A 19,548-nucleotide genomic window follows, 5' to 3' on the forward strand; every position below is an offset into this window, starting at 1 on the left:
ACCTGCATTATTTTATTTTTCTTCTGTCATAATCGCTTGTTCAATTTTTGGTAGAATTTTTTTTTGATAAATTTGCCACGTTAAGGGACCAACATGTTTGGCAATAATGATGCTCTCTTTATTCAAGAGAAAGGTTTCTGGGGGGCCATATATTCCCCAATCAATGGCTGTATATCCTGAAACATCAAAGCCAATAAATTTAAAAGGATTACCAAAACTGTTTAAAAAACGCAGAGCGTTTGTTTTATTATCTTTATAATTAATACCAATCAGATCAAAACGTTTATCTTGTGCAATTTGCATAAGAATAGGATGTTCTTCGCGACAGGGCAGACACCAAGAGCCCCAAAAATTGACCAATGTGACACGTCCTTTAAACTGTTTTGAATTGAGATAACTTTCTTTATCAAGAAGAGGAAGATGAATATTGGGAGCAGGTTTTTCAGCCAATGCGTTTGGGAGAAGAGAAGAATCTTGAAGGTGTTTTTTATCCATAAAGTTGAAAAAAAGCACCATGAGAAGAAGAAAAAGAACAAATGGTCCAAAAAAAACAAGCAGAACAGGCAAAGATATATTTTTTTTAAGTTTGGAGGGATGTTTTTCATTATACTTTTCTTTTTGTGACAGCTCTTTTTTGTTTAGTTGTTGGAGAATTTTTTTTTGGTATAGAGCTTTGCAAAGAATATATCCAATAAGACATAAGAGGGATATTGCAGAAAGCACATAGCTTAAAACAACAATTTGCTCGTGTTTAAGGGTGCTAAGGAAAAAATCAATTTTCTGAGATAGATTTCCTAAAAGTCCGCTGTGGATGCCATTTAGGTCGAGCATGATGAAGCGTCCTGTTGTTGTGCACGACGGGATTTTTTAATCTGAAGTATTCGGATATAATGACTATTGATTTCATTTCGCATAGCCATCAAATAAAGCACAATAAACATAAAGATAAAACAAAAGAGCATTGTTATAAGGGGCCATAACATAGCATTGTCGATTGTTGATCCTCCAGCACGTAACAATGATGCTGGTTGATGCAATGTATTCCACCAATTAACGGAAAATTTAATAACAGGGATATTAACAAATCCAACAAGTGTAAGAATTGCAGTAGCACGAGCGGCTTTTACTTGGTTGTCAAAAGCACGCCCAAGCAGGATAATGGAGAGATAGATAAAAAGCAGAATTAAAACTGATGTTAACCGTGCATCCCAGACCCACCATGTTCCCCATGTAGGTCGCCCCCAAAGCGCTCCTGTCATGAGAGCCAAGGCGGTAAAAATTGCCCCAATAGGCGCTCCACATTTAAGTGCCACGTCAGCAAGATGATATTTCCAAATCAGATTTCCTAATGCCGCTGCACTCATCGTTACATAGCAGAATGTAGACAACCACGCAAAGGGAACATGAAGGTACATAATCTTAACAGTAATGCCTTGTTGATAGTCATCAGGAGAATGCATCACCAGCATAAGCCCTAAGATAAGGAAACACAATGTTATGCCGGCCAACCAAGGTAAGACGATACTGCTTATTTTCATGAAAAGGGTGAAACTTGCAGGGAGTGACCTGATTTTATATGTACGAGATAGTTCATTCATAAAATTCATAATAGGCAGAGTTTTGCTATGCGGCAATCATCTTTTATTATTCTGATAAAAGTTTAAGCGTTATTGCAGCAACAAAAGAGCTAAAGAGACTCAAAAGAAGTGAAAAAGCACTGAGAAGAGCTAGGGAAGTAAGAAAAGAGGTATTTGGGTTTATTGGGGCTGTAGCAGCCGAAACACCAAAAATCATAATTGGAATGATCCACGGCAAGATAATGATAAAAATAAGCAAAGTACTGTGCAACAATGAGGTTGCGAGTGCAGCGCCTATAGCACCAATAAAAATAATAGCTGGTGTTCCGCATAAAAGGGTGAGTATTGTTGTAAAAGTTATTGTTACATCTAAATGGAGCATGAGGGCTAAAATAGGTGTGGCAAAAATAAGAGGAAGCATTGTTCCTACCCAATGGGCAAAACATTTGGTAAAGACAATTAGAGTAAAACTTTGTCTTTGTCCTGAAAGGATAAATTGGTCGAGATTACCATCATCGCGATCGATTTGGAAAAGTTTGTTCAGATTGAGAAGCCCTGCAAGAAGGGCTCCAAACCACAATATACCTGGTCCTATTTGTGCAAGGATTTTGGGGTCTGGCCCAATGGCAAAGGGGGTTATGACAACAACAGCGATAAAAAACAATAATCCTGTTAGTGAAGAGGCTTGTAGCGCTAATAATAGTTTAAGATCACGCCAGAACAGTGCTTTCATTTTATTCTCTCCTAGAGAGGTAAAAATTTTTCCAGAGCGATTTTATGGTTTTCTGGAATGCCTATGGAATTATGAGTTGCAGCGATAATCATACCACCTTGATTGAGATGACGCTGGAAAATACGAGCAAGGAGTTTTTGAGCATGGTTATCAAGCCCAGATATTGGTTCATCTAAAATCCAAAGAGGACGATAGGAGAGCAAAAGGCGAGCAATAGCTACGCGTCTTTGTTGTCCAGTTGACAGAGCGTTAAAGGGTAAATGTTCAAGGTTAGAAAGACCAATATCGGCAAGAGCTTCATGCGCAAAACGTAAATGTTGACCGTAAAAATCTGCCCAAAATTGCAAATTATCAATGACAGATAAAAGAGGTTTCATAGCATTTTGAGGACCAAGATAATGACAGGCAGTTGCAACAGGGTATATTTGATCATGGTCTTTAAGTATTATATGACCTTCAGCAGCTTCAAGAAGACCGACAATGATTCGGAGTAATGTAGACTTTCCGATACCATTAGGACCGGTGATTGTCATAAGTTGCTGTGAAAATAAACAAAAAGAAAGACCTTTAAACAGAATTTCTTCGTTTCTGTAAGCGGCTAAATCTTTGCCTGATAACACCATGTGATTGCCTATTTTGTTTTTATTTTCATATTCTTTATTGTATTATAGAATAAAAAACACATTTTTTATGCAATTGTACCTAGAATAGTTCTAGAAATAGTTCTATAAAGGATACCTTACATCAATATCTGGTGTAAAATGGTTTCTGGCGCTGATTTCCGCATTTGCCTATGAGAGGGTGGAGGGGAAATGGATAGCGGAGGTAATTGCGTCTGCGCTCAAGCTGCGACCTTGACTCGTAGTTTGTGTTGTTCATTCCTGGAAATTGGGTGGTTATAGTATTGAGGGTGGACAGTCATGACTCAAATTGATAGCTTTAATTGTCGCAGAGTATTAAATGTTGGTGGCAAAGAATATACTTATTATAGTTTGATCGAAGCGGAGAAGAACGGACTTGAAGGTGTTTCTCGTTTACCGTTTTCGATGAAAGTTATTCTCGAAAATTTATTGCGATTTGAAGATGGTCGCACAGTTAAAAAAGAGGATATCCTCAATGTTGCTAAGTGGTTAAACGACAAAGGGAGTGCCGGGGCAGAAATTGCTTACCGTCCTGCGCGTGTTCTTATGCAGGATTTTACAGGTGTTCCAGCAGTTGTTGATCTTTCTGCAATGCGTGATGCTATGGTTAAACTTGGTGGTAACGCTGAAAAAATCAATCCTCTCATTCCCGTTGATCTCATCATTGATCACTCAGTTATTGTTGATGCTTTTGGCACTTCCATGGCTTTTAAGGAAAACGTCGAGCATGAATATGAACGCAATGGTGAACGCTATCGTTTCCTTAAATGGGGGCAGCAAGCCTTTCAAAATTTTCGTGTTGTTCCTCCAGGAACAGGGATTTGTCATCAGGTTAACCTAGAATATTTAGCACAATGTGTATGGATGAAGAATGAAGAGGGGTGTGAGACGATTTATCCTGACACCTGTGTGGGAACTGATTCGCATACGACTATGGTAAATGGTTTAGGGGTTTTAGGTTGGGGTGTTGGTGGTATTGAAGCAGAAGCAGCAATGTTAGGCCAACCTGTTTCTATGTTGTTACCTGAAGTGATTGGTTTTCGTCTAACAGGTAAACTTAAGGAAGGTGTAACAGCCACCGATCTCGTATTGACGGTGACTCAAATGCTACGTCGGAAGGGTGTTGTCGGTAAATTTGTTGAGTTTTTTGGTCCTGGTTTGGAGCATATGACACTTGCTGATCGGGCAACGATTGGAAATATGGCACCTGAATATGGAGCAACGTGTGGTTTTTTCCCAATTGATAAGGAGACAGTGCGTTATCTCAATATGACAGGGCGTGATGAAAATCGGATTGCCTTAGTGGAGGCTTACACCAAAGCACAAGGGATGTGGCATGATGAAATGGTAGCTCATCCCATTTTTAGTGATACAATTGAATTAGATATGGGAACTGTTGTCTCTTCTATGGCTGGTCCTAAACGTCCTGAAGGACGTATTGCATTGGAAAACGTTGGGCAGGGTTTTGAGAAGGCATTGGTCGAAGACTATAAGAAGACTTCTGGACAAGATAAGCGTTATCAGGTCGAGGGTGAAGAATATACGCTTGGTCACGGTGATGTGGTGATCGCTGCGATTACGTCGTGTACGAATACATCGAATCCAAGTGTTCTTATTGCAGCGGGTCTTTTGGCACGAAATGCTGTGGCAAAGGGGCTCAAGAGTAAACCATGGGTAAAAACTTCTCTTGCACCTGGTTCACAAGTCGTTGAAGCTTACCTTCAAAATTCGGGTCTGCAAAAAGATTTAGATGCACTGGGATTTAACTTAGTAGGATTTGGGTGCACAACATGTATTGGGAATTCTGGTCCTTTGCATCCAGCTATTTCCAAAACGATTAATGACAATGGTATAATTGCATCTGCGGTTCTTTCAGGAAATCGTAATTTTGAAGGGCGTGTTTCCCCTGATGTGCAAGCGAATTATTTAGCTTCACCACCGTTAGTTGTTGCACATGCGCTCATCGGGACGGTGTGTAAGGATTTAACCAAGGAGCCTCTTGGTGAAGATTCAAATGGCCAACCCATTTATTTGAGAGATATTTGGCCAACTTCTCAAGAAATACAGGAGTTTATCGAAAAAAATGTCACGCGTAAGGTTTTTGCCGAAAAGTATGCAGATGTTTTTAAGGGAGATGAAAATTGGCAAAAAGTTCAGATTCCTACGGGTTCTACCTATTCTTGGGATGAGCGATCCACCTATGTACGCAATCCACCTTATTTCGATGATATGCAGAAAACACCTGATATCTTACCAGATATTAGAGATGCACGGATTTTAGGTTTATTTGGTGATAAAATCACGACGGATCATATTTCTCCTGCTGGTTCTATTAAAGCAGCTTCTCCTGCCGGAAAATATTTAATGGATCATGGTGTTAAAGTAGCTGATTTTAACCAGTATGGAACGCGTCGTGGGAATCATGAAGTTATGGTGCGTGGGACCTTTGCCAATATTCGCATTCGTAATTTTATGTTAGGGGAAAATGGTCGAGAAGGAGGTTATACGGTTCATTATCCGTCAGCGGTAGAACAAACCATTTACGATGCAGCAATGGCGTATAAACAAGAAGGTATTCCGCTCGTTGTTTTTGCAGGTGTTGAATATGGTAATGGATCATCACGCGATTGGGCTGCCAAGGGGACCAATCTTCTTGGTGTCAAAGCGGTGATTGTGCAATCTTTTGAAAGGATACATCGTTCTAATCTTGTTGGTATGGGCATTGTCCCTTTTGTCTTTGAGGAGGGGCTAAGTTGGAAATCTTTAGGCTTAAAGGGAGATGAAAAGGTGACAATTGAAGGGATTCATAACTTGAAACCTCGTCAAAAGACTGTAGCGAAAATTACTTTTTCTGATGGTACGGTAAAAACCGTTCCATTATTATGCCGTGTTGATACTGAAGATGAGCTAGATTATTTGCATCATGGTGGAATTTTGCAATATGTCTTGCGTAAGTTAGCTGTTTAGATTCTTTTGTTTGTTAAGGAATATCTATTATTAGGCTATAAAGTTGCGGATCAAAGAGTTTGGCTTCGTTTTTTTATGACTATCTTTGAAAATCTAATTGACGTTAGCTTTGGGATTGCGTTATAAACCACACAAGTTATAGGCAGCTTTATAGTTTTGCTTGGGTTGGATTTATTTATATTGGTAGAGTTGTTATTGAGACTCATTTTACCAAGGTGTTGAAAGAGAGATTATATTTATGGCGAATACACCTTCTGCTCGAAAAGCGGTGCGCAAGGTTGCGGCGCGCACACAGGTTAATAAGGCCCGCCGTTCACGCGTTCGTACTTTTATACGTAAGTTTGATGATGCTTTGGCGGGTGGCGATAAGGCATCTGCGGAGATTGCATTTAAGAATTTTGAGCCTGAAATTATGCGTGCAGTTTCTAAAGGGGTTTTTCATAAAAATGCTGCTGCGAGGAAAGTATCGCGTTTAGCTAAACGGTTGAAGGCTCTCAGCGTTTAAACTTTTTCTCCTTTAATTGAGAAAAAAGCCAGTATCCATGAGGATGCTGGCTTTTTGTTTATTTTCAAAAAGTTTCTATTGAAAATAAGAATCGATAATGATTCTCCACTTGAAAAAGGAGAGAAAGTTTATAGAGGGGGGTATGGTTATCCACAAGCTTTGTGGATTTTTACAGAGTCTTTTTTGTCAAGCATTTTATTTTTTTTTAAATCTGAAGAGATTCTTTAATTATTGGTAAATTTAGAGAAAAAAAATGAATTGAATCAATATTTTTTTCAGTCCTCATTAATATAAGCATTTTTTTTGGGTTTTTTGATTTTATTTTGACCTCTTGCATTTTACCTCTGCTGTTTTGTATGGTTCTTATGAAGACTAAAAAGCATGAAGGGGTCACATCAGCGTATTATTCTGTACTTTGTTGAATACAAGATGTTTTGATTTAGGCTTTTCTAAACTTTTGTGTTGGAGAGGTTTTCTGACGGTTTTTTAGTTTTCTTAATGGATATGTTTACCATTTTAGAAGGGTGGGTCATATCATGAGTGCAAGTAAATCTTATTGGTCATCTTTGTTAGTGGGGTTGTGATGAGGCTATCCTAGGGGAGGGTGAGTAATCTTATTTGGGGTAGGGCGTTTTGCCTTCGCTAGATTTATTTTAGCTGTTTGGCAGGACAAAATTTTATTTTTATCAGGATGGAAGATGGTGGATAAATTGAACTCTAAAGCTAGTTCCTTTAAAAGGGTTTCGGTAAATATCCTGTCGGCAGAGAACATAATAAAGAATAGGATGACGGAGAGTGATGAGAATGTTTGTAGAAGTGCTCCTATAGGGCATTCTATTGTTTCAGAGGAGGAAAGTGCAGCGGCTTTTATACGTGTTATGGCGCAATTAAAGGTACAGGTTGGTGTTGAGGCTTATACCAGTTGGTTTGGGCGCGTGAAGCTTGCTGAATATAGTCATACTCTTGTAAAGCTTTCTGTTCCTACTGCTTTTTTACGTTCATGGATTAATAATCACTATGGTTCTCTTTTGACTCATTTATGGAAACAAGAGAATTCAGCAATTCTTCGTGTTGAAGTTATTGTTCGCGGTATGGAACGCGTTTCAAGAGATGTCGTTTGTAAAAGAAGTGTTCCTTCTGTTGTACTAGAGGAGCAGGCGACTTCATCTTTTGTTGAAAGTTGCGCAGAGCATTCAGTTAAGAGTTCTCAAACGGGAGTTTTTGGATCTCCACTTGATTCTCGTTATACTTTTGAAAGTTTTGTTGAGGGGGCTTCTAATCGTGTTGCTTTAGCGGCTGCGCGTTCTATTGCGGAGGGGCATAAAAGTGCTTTACGTTTTAATCCTCTTTTTATTCACGCATCTGTTGGCTTAGGAAAAACACATTTGCTTCAAGCGATTGCTGCTTCTGCATTGAAGCGTTTAACGTCTGCGCGCGTTATTTATTTAACTGCTGAATATTTTATGTGGCGTTTTGCAACAGCTATTCGTGATAATGATGCTCTTTCTTTTAAAGAACAGCTTCGTGATATCGACCTTTTAATTATTGATGATATGCAGTTTTTACAGGGTAAGTCGATACAACATGAGTTTTGCCATTTGCTTAATATGTTGCTTGATAGTGCAAAACAGGTTGTTGTCGCTGCAGATCGTCCACCAGCAGAATTAGAATCGCTTGATCTTCGCGTTCGCTCTCGTCTTCAGGGAGGGGTGGCCCTTGAAATTGAAGCACCAGATTATGAAATGCGTTTGCAAATGTTGCGCCAGCGGTTGAAGGTGGCACAACAAGATGATGGCATGGTATCAATTTCTGATGATATCTTGGAATATATTGCGAAAACGGTTTTAGGGTCGGGGCGTGATATTGAAGGTGCATTTAATCAGCTCTTGTTTCGTCAATCTTTTGAGTCTGATTTATCTTTAGAGCGGATTGATGAGTTATTAGGTCACTTGACACGTCCTGGTGAACCTAAGCGTATTCGGATTGAAGAAATTCAGCGTACGGTAGCACGCCATTATAATGTTTCTAAACAGGACTTGTTATCTAATCGTCGAACACGTACGGTTGTGAAGCCACGGCAAGTTGCAATGTATTTAGCAAAAGTATTAACTCCTCGCTCGTTACCAGAAATTGGGCGCCGTTTTGGTGGGCGTGATCATACAACAGTTTTACACGCTGTGCGTAAAATTGAAGATTTGGTTTGTGGTGATCAGACCTTGGCTAAGGAACTTGAATTGCTTAAGCGGTTGATTGGAGAACAGGCTGTATAGTGTTTATCGTTTCTTTCCTTGGAGAGACTTTAAAGAATTTAATGAAAAGATTTATTTTTTCTTATGCAGGAGTGACTTGCCATTTTAAGAGAGGTTTAATAAACTCTAGCAGGCGATTCTTAAAGAGGGTCTATTCTTTAAGTCTAAAGAATTCTTATAGTTTTTAGTAAATCATACGGGGCTTTTATGCGTATTACAGTTGATCGCAGTCAATTTCTCAAGTCTCTTGGTCGGGTTCACCGTGTGGTAGAGCGCCGTAATACTGTTCCTATTTTATCGAATGTGTTGATTGATGCAGAAAATGGCCGTGTACAGTTAAAAGCAACAGACCTTGATTTAGAGGTTATGGAATCTTTTGCAGTTAATGTTAAACAAGCTGGAGCAACAACTGTTCCAGCACATTTGCTTTATGATATCATTCGAAAACTTCCTGATAGCAATGAAGTTGTATTATCCGTCGATGAGAATCAAGCAGGTACAATGTCCGTGGTTTCGGGTTGTGCACATTTTCAGCTTCAATGTCTTCCGAAGTCAGACTTTCCAGAGTCGCTTCCTGGGCAGTTTGGTTATCGTTTTTCTTTATCGGCATCAGGCTTAAAACATTTACTTGATTGTACACAATTTGCTATTTCTACTGAAGAAACCCGTTATTATCTTAATGGTATTTATTTCCATATTATTAATGATGATGTTTTGAAATTGCGTTTGGTTGCAACTGATGGTCATCGTTTGGCACAAGTTGAGATGGAAGCTCCTTCGGGAGTTGAGGGAATGCCTGGTGTTATTGTTCCCCGTAAAGCTGTAGGAGAATTGCAAAAACTTCTTTCAGAAGAAAATGATAGTGATGTGTGTATAGAGCTTTCAGAGACAAAAATTCGTTTTTCTATAGGCTCTGTGATTTTTACATCAAAATTAATTGATGGAACATTTCCAGATTATCAACGTGTTATCCCTCTTGGAAATGATAAAGAATTAATTGTTAATAGGCAGGACTTTTCTTCTGCCGTTGATCGTGTTTCAACGATTTCAAGTGATCGGGGGCGTGCAGTTAAATTAACGATTGAGCATGGACAGTTAAGGCTTGTTGTTAATAGCCCAGATTCGGGCAGTGCAGAAGATCAATTATCAGTAACTTATGCATCTGAACCGCTTGAGATAGGGTTTAATTCACGTTATCTTTTGGATATTGCTGGGCAGCTTTCAAGCGATGAGATGGTTTTTATGTTGGCTGAGGCTGGAGCACCCGCTCTGATTCGTGATAATGATGATGTGGATGTGCTCTATGTACTGATGCCTATTCGCGTTTAGGGGCGGTTGTTTTGCAATGTATGGCCAGTCATGTGCACAAAGTGGCAGTGAGGCAGCTGAAGCTTTTACGTTATCGCAATTATTCTTTTTTCAATATTCATTTTTCTGGTCAGCATGTGGTTTTTACTGGCCATAATGGTGCTGGTAAGACGAATCTTTTAGAGGCGTTATCTTTTCTTTCTCCTGGCCGTGGTTTGCGGCGCGCTGTTTATTCTGACGTTAGCTTTGTAGATGGTGGTGGAGGATTTGTTGTATTTGCGCGTCTTGAATGCGCTCTTTATGGTGAAGTAAAGATTGGTACAGCTTTCGAGGTTAGCGATAACAGTCGAAAGGTCCATATTAATGGTGTGAATGAGTCGAGTGATTGCCTAACAGATTATTGTCATATTAGTGTCCTAACACCGTCTATGGATGGTCTTTTTACAGGTCCTTCACTTGAGCGCCGTAGTTTTTTGGATCGTATGGTTTTGGCGATTGATCCCTTGCATAGGCGCCGCATAGCCGATTATGATAGAGCTATGCGCGCACGTAATCGTTTGTTTTTAGATGGAAATGAAGATTGTGCTTGGTTTGATGCTTTAGAAAAGCAGATGGCAGAACTGGCGACAGCTATTTCTGCGGCGCGTGTTGATGTTATTCGTCTTTTAAATGACATGTTTACGCAAATGCCATCACAGATACCTTTTCCACGAGCTTTTTTGCAAATTGATGGTTTTTTGGAAACAGCTCTTAGTGAAATATCAGCAACTGAAGTTGAAGAACAATTTTGTGATCGATTACGGCATAATCGCGCAATGGATCGTGCTGCTGGTCGGACGTTAGAAGGACCACATCGTGCAGATTTGCAGGTTTTTTATGCTGATAAAAATAGAGCAGCAACATCTTGTTCAACAGGTGAACAAAAAGCGCTGCTGACAGGTTTAGTTTTGTGTCATGCACGTCTAACAGGTATGATATCGGAAAGATCTCCCATTCTTCTTCTTGATGAAATGGCTGCTCATCTTGATTCGCATCGACGTGCTGCTCTATTTGATATTCTTGATGATTTAGCTGTACAAACATTTATGACAGGAACAGATCGTCTTTTATTCGATGACTTAAAAGGACGCGCAGAATTCTTTGAGATTAAGGATGGAGCTTTATTGCCATAAAAACATGCTAAATATTTTTTTAATAAGTGATAGGTCTGAAAGAAAAGGCTTGCTATGTCAGAGATAATAACAATTTTAAATGGTCCTAATTTAAATTTTCTAGGTCAACGTGAGCCAGAAATTTATGGAACTGAAACTCTAGAAGATATTGAAAAAAGATGCAGAGAATGGGCAAAAAAAAATGATATTATAATAAATTTTTATCAAAGTAACTGTGAAGGGCAATTAGTAGCATGGATACAAGAAGCAATAGAGGCAAGTTCTGGATTGATCATTAATCCAGCGGCTTACAGTCATACATCTGTTGCACTTCTTGATGCCCTAAAAATGTTTTCAGGGCCGAAAGTAGAAGTTCATTTATCTCATATTTATCAGCGTGAAGCTTTTCGTCACCATTCTTATACATCTGCAGGTGTAGACGCTGTCATAACTGGGTGTGGAGGTGATGGATATTGGTTTGCACTTGAGTATATTGCAAAACAATTAAGCAAAACAATTAAATTGTGATAGATAAAGAGTAGGCGTTTAATAAGAGTAATATAGGCATTGAATTCTCTTGATAATTATTTTCAAATCTGTACAATGTGAGGTATATATTTATGACAATTTTTAGTGCGTATGACGGGGGTAAATAAAGGTGAAAAGCTTTGTTAGACAATTAGAAATGCTTGTGATTTTAGGGGGAGCACTGCTTTTGTCTGGTTGTAAAATTGATGTTATACAGCCATCAGGTTATGTTGCACGTCAACAGCTCATTTTGATCGTTGTTTGTGTGGTGGTGATGCTTTGTATTGTCATCCCAGTTATGGTGAGTGTGGTATTTTTAGCTATAAAATATCGTGCATCGAATATGAAAGCGGACTATTCTCCTGATTGGGCGCATTCAAATAAAATTGAAGCATTGATGTGGGGTATTCCAGTTTTAATTGTAATGGTTTTAGGTTCATTAACAGCTTATTATACCTATAAGCTTGAACCTACAAATCCTCTTCCAGTGGAAGTTGTGGGTGAAGGAAAGCCATTACAGATTGATGCTGTTGCTCTTGATTGGAAATGGCTTTTTATTTATCCTGAATATGGTGTTGCATCGATTAATGAGATTTATGCGCCTGAAGGACGTCAAGTTTTATTGCAATTAACGTCAGAGAATTCTGTCAATGCTTTTTGGGTTCCCAAATTGGGTACAGTTCTTTACGCTATGCCGCAGATGAATGCTAAGTTGCATTTGGTCGCTGAAGAGCAAGGAGTATTCAAAGGAGCCTCAGCAAATTACAGTGGTGATGGTTTTTCGAGTATGCGGTTTAAGTGGCATTCTGTGTCTTTGCAGGATTTTGAGGATTGGATTGTAAAAGCTCGGGCTAATGGTCGAGTACTTGATCGTGCATCTTATCGTCAACTTTCTATTGCGCCTCGTATGGGTGATATTGCTGCGAAGGAAAAAGATGCTGAAGTTCGTTATTTTGCACCTGTTGAGAAGCGGCTTTACTATCGTGTTGTTAATCGATGTGTCGATGAAAAGACGGTATGTAATGAAGATTTAATGAAACGTGCTGCTGCTCAGACGCTGTGGGGTGCACTATGTTCAGTATTTGATCCTGATGTTATTTAACAGAGTCAATAAAGTAAAGAGCCCTTTTAACAAAGGTTTCTTTTAAACTTGAATTTCATTTGAAATGGGTTGAGAAATGTTTGGAAGACTTACAGATCCTACGGCAGGTGCTTTTCATGCGCTTGCACATGAACCGATCGTTTTGTATACATGTATTGCGATTGTTTTGGTTGGTTTAATTGCTGTTATTGCTTTAACAGCACTTGGGTGGTGGGGGATTCTATGGCGAAATTGGATTACAACGGTTGACCATAAACGCATAGGTATTATGTACATCGTTCTTGGAATTATTATGCTTGTTCGCGGTTTTGCGGACGCACTTATGATGCGAACGCATCAAGCTTTAGCTCTTGGGAGTGAAACAGCGGGTTATTTGCCCCCTGAGCATTTTGATCAAATTTTTTCGGCGCATGGTACGATCATGATTTTTTTCATGGCCACGCCTATTTTATTTGGTCTTTTTAATTATCTTATACCGCTTCAAATTGGTGCGCGTGATGTTGCTTTTCCCTTTGCAAATAATCTAGGTTTTTGGATTACGGCTGCGGGGGCAATATTAATTAACATATCCCTAGGTGTTGGTAATTTTGGTCGTGGTGGTTGGCTGATGTACCCACCTTTTACAGAATTGCAAACGAGTCCAGATACAGGGGTAGATTATTATTTATGGTCACTTCAGCTTTCTGGTATTGCAACAACAATGGGATCAGTAAATTTTATTGCAACGATGATTAAAATGCGTGCTCCTGGAATGACAATGATGAGAATGCCTATTTTCTGTTGGAGTGCTTTTGTCAGCAATGTTCTTATTTTAGTTATTTACCCTGTCTTGGCTGTAGCATTTGCACTCTTGGCATGCGATCGTTATTTGGGCATGAATTTCTTTTCTAATGTTGGTGGCGGAAATCCGATGGTATGGATTAACTATGTTTGGGTTTTTGGTCATCCTGAGGTTTATGTTTTGGTTGTTCCTGCTTTTGGAATTGTTTCTGAGGTTGTGTCAACTTTTTCTTCAAAGCGCCTCTTTGGTTATACTTCGATGGTATGGGCCATGTTGGTTATTTTGATTCTTTCGCTTCTTGTTTGGGGACATCATTTTTTCACAATGGGTGGCGGTGAAGCTGTAAATACTTTCTTTGGTATTGCGACAATGATCATCGCAGTTCCAACAGGTGTAAAAGTCTTTAATTGGCTGCTTACGATGTATAAAGGTCGAATTCGCTTTGAGCCTCCAATGCTTTGGTGCATGGGCATGATCTTTACATTTGTTGGCGGTGGATTAACCGGTGTTTTATTATCTATTGTTCCTGCTGATTGGCAGTTTCATAATTCGCTCTTTTTGATAGCACATTTCCATCATACAATTATTGGAGGTGTAGTTTTTGCGTACTTAGCGGGGATTGCATTTTGGTTTCCAAAAGTTTTTGGTTATAAACCAAATCGCATACTAGGTATTGCATCTTTTTGGTGTTGGTTTATTGGTTTTTACCTTGCCTTTTTCCCCGTTTATGCGCTTGGTTTAATGGGGGCGACGCGTCGTCTTCAGCATTACATGGAACCTAGTTGGCAGCCGATGTTTATTATTGCTGCATTAGGTGCTTGTATTATCTTACTTGGTATTCTTTGTTTTGTGTTACAGGTTGTTTTGGCGATTTGGTACGGTATTAAGCATAAAGGTCACTTACCGGTAACATTAAATGATTCTTGGGGTGATGCACGTACACTTGAATGGTTTACCTCTTCACCGCCTCCTTCCTATAATTTTGCCCTCCTTCCAAAGATACAGTCTGATGACGCTTATTGGAATATGAAGAAAAGTGGTTATCAACGGCCGACAAGTGGATTTACAAAAATTCATATGCCATCAAATACATCTGCTGGAATTATTGCGGGATTCTTCTCATTAGTTGTTGGTTTTGCACTTGTTTGGCATATTTGGTGGCTTGTTGCGGTTGGACTGGTTGGTTTTATTGCAACGCTTGTGTGTCATTCATTAACAGGTGATCATCATGGTTATTATATTCCAGCTGAAGAAGTGCAAAAAACTGAAGATGCCTTTACGGCTGTTCTTAAAGAACAAGGAGTGACAGTATGAGTGCTGTAACAATGAATAACGCGAGTACTATAGATGAACTTCACCACGATAGTAGCTCGGTAATGACGTTTGGTTTTTGGGTCTATATTCTTTCAGACTTAATCCTGTTTTCGACATTGTTTTCAAGTTTTGCTGTATTTTCTGCTTCTTATGGCGGTGGTAAAGCGGGCAATGAGTTTATAGATTTAAAGTTTGTTTTGGTTGAGACTGCTTTCTTGTTGTTTTCATCCGTCACTTATGGCTTTGCAATGGTACAAGCACATAAAAATAACATCAGTGGTGTGCGTTTATGGATGGCTATTACCTTTGTATTGGGGTGTTGCTTCATTGGTATGGAACTTTACGAATTTCATGAACTTTTGAGTGAGGTTTTTTATTTCGATCCAAATGCTTATGCGGGTATTGATCCTGCAACAGGTTTACAGCTTTTTGGACGGGAAATTCTCTCTGCTTATTGGTCAGCATTTTTTGCTTTGGTTGGCACCCATGGACTTCATGTAAGTGTTGGTCTTCTTTGGATGGTTGTGATGTTTTTTCATCTTCGTCGTAATGGTTTGGATCAGAACAATAAAACACGTTTAGCATGCCTTTCCATTTTTTGGCATTTACTTGATATTGTATGGATTGGTGTTTTCACCATGGTTTATCTATTAGGAGCGTTGTGATGAGCGTGCAAAATGAAACACATGGTCCCAGTACTGGTTCCTATTTGGTTGGTTTTATTCTGGCTGTATTTTTCACTTTGGGTTCTTTTGTTCCTGTGATGTATGGAATGATGGAAAGTTGGGCAGTTAGTACAAAGGTTGCGTATCTTATTGGGATGGCGATTATTCAGATTATAGTACAAATTGTTTTCTTTTTGCACTTGAATTCTGGTCCAGACGCCAAGTGGAATTTAAGCGCGTTATGGTTTGCTGCTATTTGCGTTTTTGTTATTATTGGGGGAACTTGGTGGGCTATTTCTCATTTAAATTATAATATGATGGGTGGTTCAGGACGTGTTATTGAACCGGAAATATCAAGTAGAGATGATTCTTCAGTGTCTGAGCAGTTATCAAGCAAAGATATATCCGTAAGAAAACAGCCAGAAAAGATACAGGGTTCAGAAATGCCCATTGGGCAGGATCTAAGTACGCAAACTCCTGTAGATCAAGAAGCTAGTTCAGAAATGCCCATGGGGCAGGGTCTAAGTACGCAAACTCCTGTAGATCAAGCAGCTGGTTCAGAAATACCCATGGGGCAGGGTCTAAGTACGCACACTCCTGTAGATCAAGCACCTGGTTCAGAAATACCCATGGGGCAGGGTCTAAGTACGCACACTCCTGTAGATCAAGCACCTGGTTCAGAAATACCCATGGGGCAGGGTCTAAGTACGCACACTCCTGTAGATCAAGCACCTGGTTCAGAAATACCCATGGGGCAGGGTCTAAGTACGCAAACTCCTGTAGATCAAGCGCCTGGTTCAGAAATACCCATGGATCAAGATCCAAATACACAGTTTCCTGTGGAGTAGTTGTTAGAAATATCTATGGAGCTGATGCGGCATGTATCAGCTCGTAGAAGAAATTCGTAGGATATAAAGAAGGGAAGAAATACAAGATATCAGTGGATATGAGTATCATTATTTTGAATATACTTTTAATTTAAAAGAGAAAGTCCGTGGGGTATTTAGTCAAGCTTTAATTTTTGAGACAAATAGCTATTTGTAGAATATACAAAAAGTGATGTTTGTAAAATTTACTACAAAGAAAGAGAATGTGAGAAACAAGTTTTTATGTTGTGTGAGATAAAAAAACACGAAGCAGTAATGTTTTTAGATTTACAGAATTTATATTAAAGATAGCATTAAAGTTATTTGTAATAATAATATGCAATTGAAATCAAAAATTTAGAGAATAATCAGAAAACTTAATGAAAACCGTTGCAATGACAGTTATTGGTGCTGGTTCTTTTGGTACTGCATTAGCGATAGCTCTTGCCCGTAATGGTCATAATGTTTTACTTTGGGGATATAGTCCTCAACATATCAAAGAATTACAGGAACAACGTTGTAATCAAGTATATTTACCCGATATTCGATTTCCTGACAATTTATTACTTGAAGCTTCGCTTGAAACTGCAATAACGGCGAGTCACAATATATTAATCGCAGTTCCAAGCCATGTATTTCATCAAGTTTTGTGTAATATTCAGCCTTATTTAGATCAGCATTCACGTGTTATTTGGGCTACAAAAGGTTTAGAACATGGTACTGGACGTTTTTTACAAGAGGTTGCTCGTGAGATTTTAGGTGAAAAAATTCCTTTAGCTGTTTTTTCTGGACCAACTTTTGCTCAAGAACTAGCTATTGGTTGGCCTACTGCAATGACGATAGCAGCTTCTGATGTTGAGTTTGGTAAAGAATTGCAGCAACTTTTTTATTGTGACAAAAGTTTTAGAGTTTATAAAAGTTCAGATATGATTGGTGTTCAATTAGGGGGAGCAGTCAAAAATGTTATTGCTATTGGTGCAGGAATATCAGATGGCATAGGTTTTGGGGCAAATGCACGAATAGCTCTTATCACACGAGGACTAGCTGAAATCAGTCGTTTAGGGGGGGCTATGGGTGCTGAGCTTTCCACATTTATGGGAATGACAGGCTTAGGTGATCTGGTTTTGACATGTACTGATAATCAGTCACGTAATCGTCGTTTTGGAATACTTCTTGGTAAAGGAATAGATATAAAAGAAGCGGAAAAACAAATTGGTCAGGTTGTGGAAGGATACTTAAATACCAAGGAAGTACATACGTTGGCGCAGCGTATTGGGGTAGAAATGCCCATTGTAGAACAAATTTATCAAATTCTCTATTGTGGTAAAAACATAACTGAAGCGGCAAATACATTACTAAGCCGCGCCCTCAAGGACGAAATACAATGATATCCTGTTTTTTAATAATTCAAATCGTAAAAAATAGAAACATGCTATGATAGACATATAAAATAGATTTTATTGATGGTTGTATAAGGTAGTCATATTCCAGCAAATTATAGATTCATATCATTCGATTCTTTATGAAACATGGCTGAAATATAAAAGTTTTTGCTTTTATCTAAGAGCTATCTCTTTGAAGATAAATTATCGTTTCCACTTACACATGTTTATGTAATGTAATGAACAAGATATTTTTATTGTCTCTTAAATTCATCTCACAATGATGTTTGCAAACAGAATAATACAAGACTCATTAGGTAGAAGCATCTTATTTATGTAACGTATAAGTTAAGAATATCGGGGCAGGGATATTATGTATCTCTGTTTTTGTAATTCTTTAAAACAAGAAGACAATCTGTTTTGGGAAGAAGATGAAATTTTAAAGATGAAAACCAGTTCCCATTTCTACAATCATTTTTAAATTCAGTTTTACGCTATCTAAAGCAATATCTTTTAAATAATGGAGATTATCTCACACCTTTATTTTCTCATTTTTTAATGAAAGCATTTCTCTGATGTGTCAGGTAAAATAGAACGCCCAAAAAAACACGATAGCTGTTGTATATTCACGCGCTTGTTTTAAAGAGACCTCTCTTAAAACTTCCAAGTCCACTTCGCGACGGTAACCGTGAATAGTGTAACGATAAAGCCATTGTGCACATCCCCATCTTTACGTTTATGAAGGAGGAAGCCGAGCATCATTACACCCCCCAATGTTGAGACAGCTCTAAGCACTTGAAGCTGTTCAGTAGAAATATTTAAGTCTTTTATTTTCTCACATGTCAATTCTGTTTTTTATATGCAAGAAATGATTTTTGGAATTATAACTTTGAAAGTCTAAGATTGAAAAAAATGTTATTGTACTTGTTTGTGGCTGTCATTTACACTGAAAAATAATGTGATTATAAAGATAAAAAATTGATTTATATAAATAATTCATTTTATTTTTGTATTGAGTTAATTAAAAATATGTGTTTGCTTGTCACAAGCGGGTTAGTATGTGGATAAAAATTATTAAAGATACTTCTAATGAATCATCTCAAGTGTCAAGGGTTGTTTCAATATTAGAACATGGCAAGTAAAATGACGGTGTCGGTTTGTCATCTGTATAAACATTAAAATGGTGGTAAAAAAAGGATTTTATGTACTTCACAGGGATTTTTTATACGTTCTACAGGTACCATTATGAAATGGAATGGCGTGCATTGAGAGATATCTTTAAAAAATGCATGAAGGAGAAACAGCTATAGTGTTTTTGGGTGTTCTATTTTACCTGACACATCAGAGAAATGCTTTCATTAAAGAACAAGAAAAATAAAGGTGTGAGGTAAAGCGTAACCTCCATTATTAAAAAAACATTGATGTACATGCTTTTAAAATCGTAAAGCCTCATTAAAGAATAATAGTAAGATTAATGATTGATTTCTTTACGCCTTCATATTCGTCCTAAATTAGATTGTATTTGCGTTTCAAGAATAAATCAAACGGTAGGAATATTTTTTTCAATTTGCTACACAAAAGCTGAAACTAAGGATTTTAATAATTCTCTAATCTCTGTTTCAAACTACGGTAGCATGAGGGCTGGATATTGCTTTATAAGCAACGACAAAAGCGTATGCTTTAGTAAGGTAAATAACGTCATAAAATACACACTTTATCAACCATGGATTGAAGAAATACTCCGGCTTTTTATAAAATATTTTGCGAAACAAGGCATCG

Annotated in this window: 15 protein-coding genes; 11 read left to right on the forward strand and 4 right to left on the reverse strand. The window is 38.3% G+C overall.

Going from position 1 to position 19,548, the window contains the following annotated elements:
- Positions 1-12: 12 nt before the first annotated feature.
- The 4 genes from ACFILD_RS06675 to ccmA all read right to left on the reverse strand — a co-directional run bounded on the left by ACFILD_RS06675 (position 13) and on the right by ccmA (position 2,933).
- On the reverse strand, positions 13-627 hold the full coding sequence (locus ACFILD_RS06675) for a DsbE family thiol:disulfide interchange protein (protein ID WP_375630725.1): 615 nt from the start codon (positions 625-627) through the stop codon (positions 13-15).
- A gap of 191 nt (positions 628-818) precedes the next feature.
- Positions 819-1,598, reverse strand: a complete 780-nt coding sequence (locus tag ACFILD_RS06680; RefSeq protein WP_375630513.1) for a heme ABC transporter permease — start codon at positions 1,596-1,598, stop codon at positions 819-821.
- 46 nt (positions 1,599-1,644) lie between these two features.
- Positions 1,645-2,310 carry a heme exporter protein CcmB gene (ccmB, locus tag ACFILD_RS06685; RefSeq protein ID WP_273790269.1) on the reverse strand — a complete coding sequence of 222 codons (666 nt, stop codon included), beginning with the start codon at positions 2,308-2,310 and terminating at the stop codon, positions 1,645-1,647.
- Between the two features lie 11 nt (positions 2,311-2,321).
- Positions 2,322-2,933 carry a heme ABC exporter ATP-binding protein CcmA gene (ccmA, locus tag ACFILD_RS06690; protein WP_273790270.1) on the reverse strand — a complete coding sequence of 204 codons (612 nt, stop codon included), beginning with the start codon at positions 2,931-2,933 and terminating at the stop codon, positions 2,322-2,324.
- A gap of 297 nt (positions 2,934-3,230) precedes the next feature.
- On the opposite strand from ccmA, the gene acnA reads away from it, so the two are divergent.
- From acnA to gpsA, 11 genes are all read left to right on the forward strand, one after another.
- Positions 3,231-5,918, forward strand: coding sequence for an aconitate hydratase AcnA (gene acnA / locus ACFILD_RS06695; protein WP_375664916.1), 2,688 nt, complete (start codon positions 3,231-3,233; stop codon positions 5,916-5,918).
- A 238-nt stretch (positions 5,919-6,156) separates the two neighbouring features.
- The gene (rpsT, locus tag ACFILD_RS06700) at positions 6,157-6,423 is read left to right on the forward strand and encodes a 30S ribosomal protein S20 (RefSeq protein ID WP_273790272.1); all 267 of its coding nucleotides are present in this window, start codon (positions 6,157-6,159) and stop codon (positions 6,421-6,423) included.
- Positions 6,424-7,121: 698 nt separating this feature from the next.
- The gene (gene dnaA / locus ACFILD_RS06705; protein WP_273790273.1) at positions 7,122-8,693 is read left to right on the forward strand and encodes a chromosomal replication initiator protein DnaA; all 1,572 of its coding nucleotides are present in this window, start codon (positions 7,122-7,124) and stop codon (positions 8,691-8,693) included.
- A gap of 186 nt (positions 8,694-8,879) precedes the next feature.
- Positions 8,880-10,001, forward strand: a complete 1,122-nt coding sequence (dnaN, locus tag ACFILD_RS06710; RefSeq protein WP_273790274.1) for a DNA polymerase III subunit beta — start codon at positions 8,880-8,882, stop codon at positions 9,999-10,001.
- A 20-nt stretch (positions 10,002-10,021) separates the two neighbouring features.
- Positions 10,022-11,152 (forward strand): DNA replication/repair protein RecF, encoded by a 1,131-nt coding sequence (recF, locus tag ACFILD_RS06715; protein WP_273790275.1) that lies wholly within the window; start codon positions 10,022-10,024, stop codon positions 11,150-11,152.
- 54 nt (positions 11,153-11,206) lie between these two features.
- Positions 11,207-11,659, forward strand: coding sequence for a type II 3-dehydroquinate dehydratase (gene aroQ, locus ACFILD_RS06720; protein WP_375630506.1), 453 nt, complete (start codon positions 11,207-11,209; stop codon positions 11,657-11,659).
- A 130-nt stretch (positions 11,660-11,789) separates the two neighbouring features.
- Positions 11,790-12,761: a ubiquinol oxidase subunit II gene (cyoA, locus tag ACFILD_RS06725; RefSeq protein ID WP_375630504.1), complete on the forward strand. Its 972-nt coding sequence runs from the start codon at positions 11,790-11,792 to the stop codon at positions 12,759-12,761.
- Between the two features lie 76 nt (positions 12,762-12,837).
- On the forward strand, positions 12,838-14,856 hold the full coding sequence (cyoB, locus tag ACFILD_RS06730; RefSeq protein WP_273790278.1) for a cytochrome o ubiquinol oxidase subunit I: 2,019 nt from the start codon (positions 12,838-12,840) through the stop codon (positions 14,854-14,856).
- Entirely contained in the window at positions 14,853-15,521 is a 669-nt protein-coding gene (locus tag ACFILD_RS06735) for a cytochrome (ubi)quinol oxidase subunit III (RefSeq protein ID WP_375630500.1), read from the forward strand. The genes cyoB and ACFILD_RS06735 overlap by 4 nt, the downstream gene beginning before the upstream one ends.
- A complete protein-coding gene (cyoD, locus tag ACFILD_RS06740; protein ID WP_375664917.1) occupies positions 15,521-16,369 on the forward strand; it encodes a cytochrome o ubiquinol oxidase subunit IV in 849 nt (282 codons plus the stop codon). The genes ACFILD_RS06735 and cyoD overlap by 1 nt, the downstream gene beginning before the upstream one ends.
- 398 nt (positions 16,370-16,767) lie before the next feature.
- Positions 16,768-17,775 (forward strand): NAD(P)H-dependent glycerol-3-phosphate dehydrogenase, encoded by a 1,008-nt coding sequence (gene gpsA, locus ACFILD_RS06745; protein WP_375630496.1) that lies wholly within the window; start codon positions 16,768-16,770, stop codon positions 17,773-17,775.
- Positions 17,776-19,548 lie beyond the last annotated feature (1,773 nt).

Origin of the sequence: Bartonella sp. CL162QHHD (assembly GCF_042195435.1) — a bacterium.
Lineage (GTDB): Bacteria > Pseudomonadota > Alphaproteobacteria > Rhizobiales > Rhizobiaceae > Bartonella.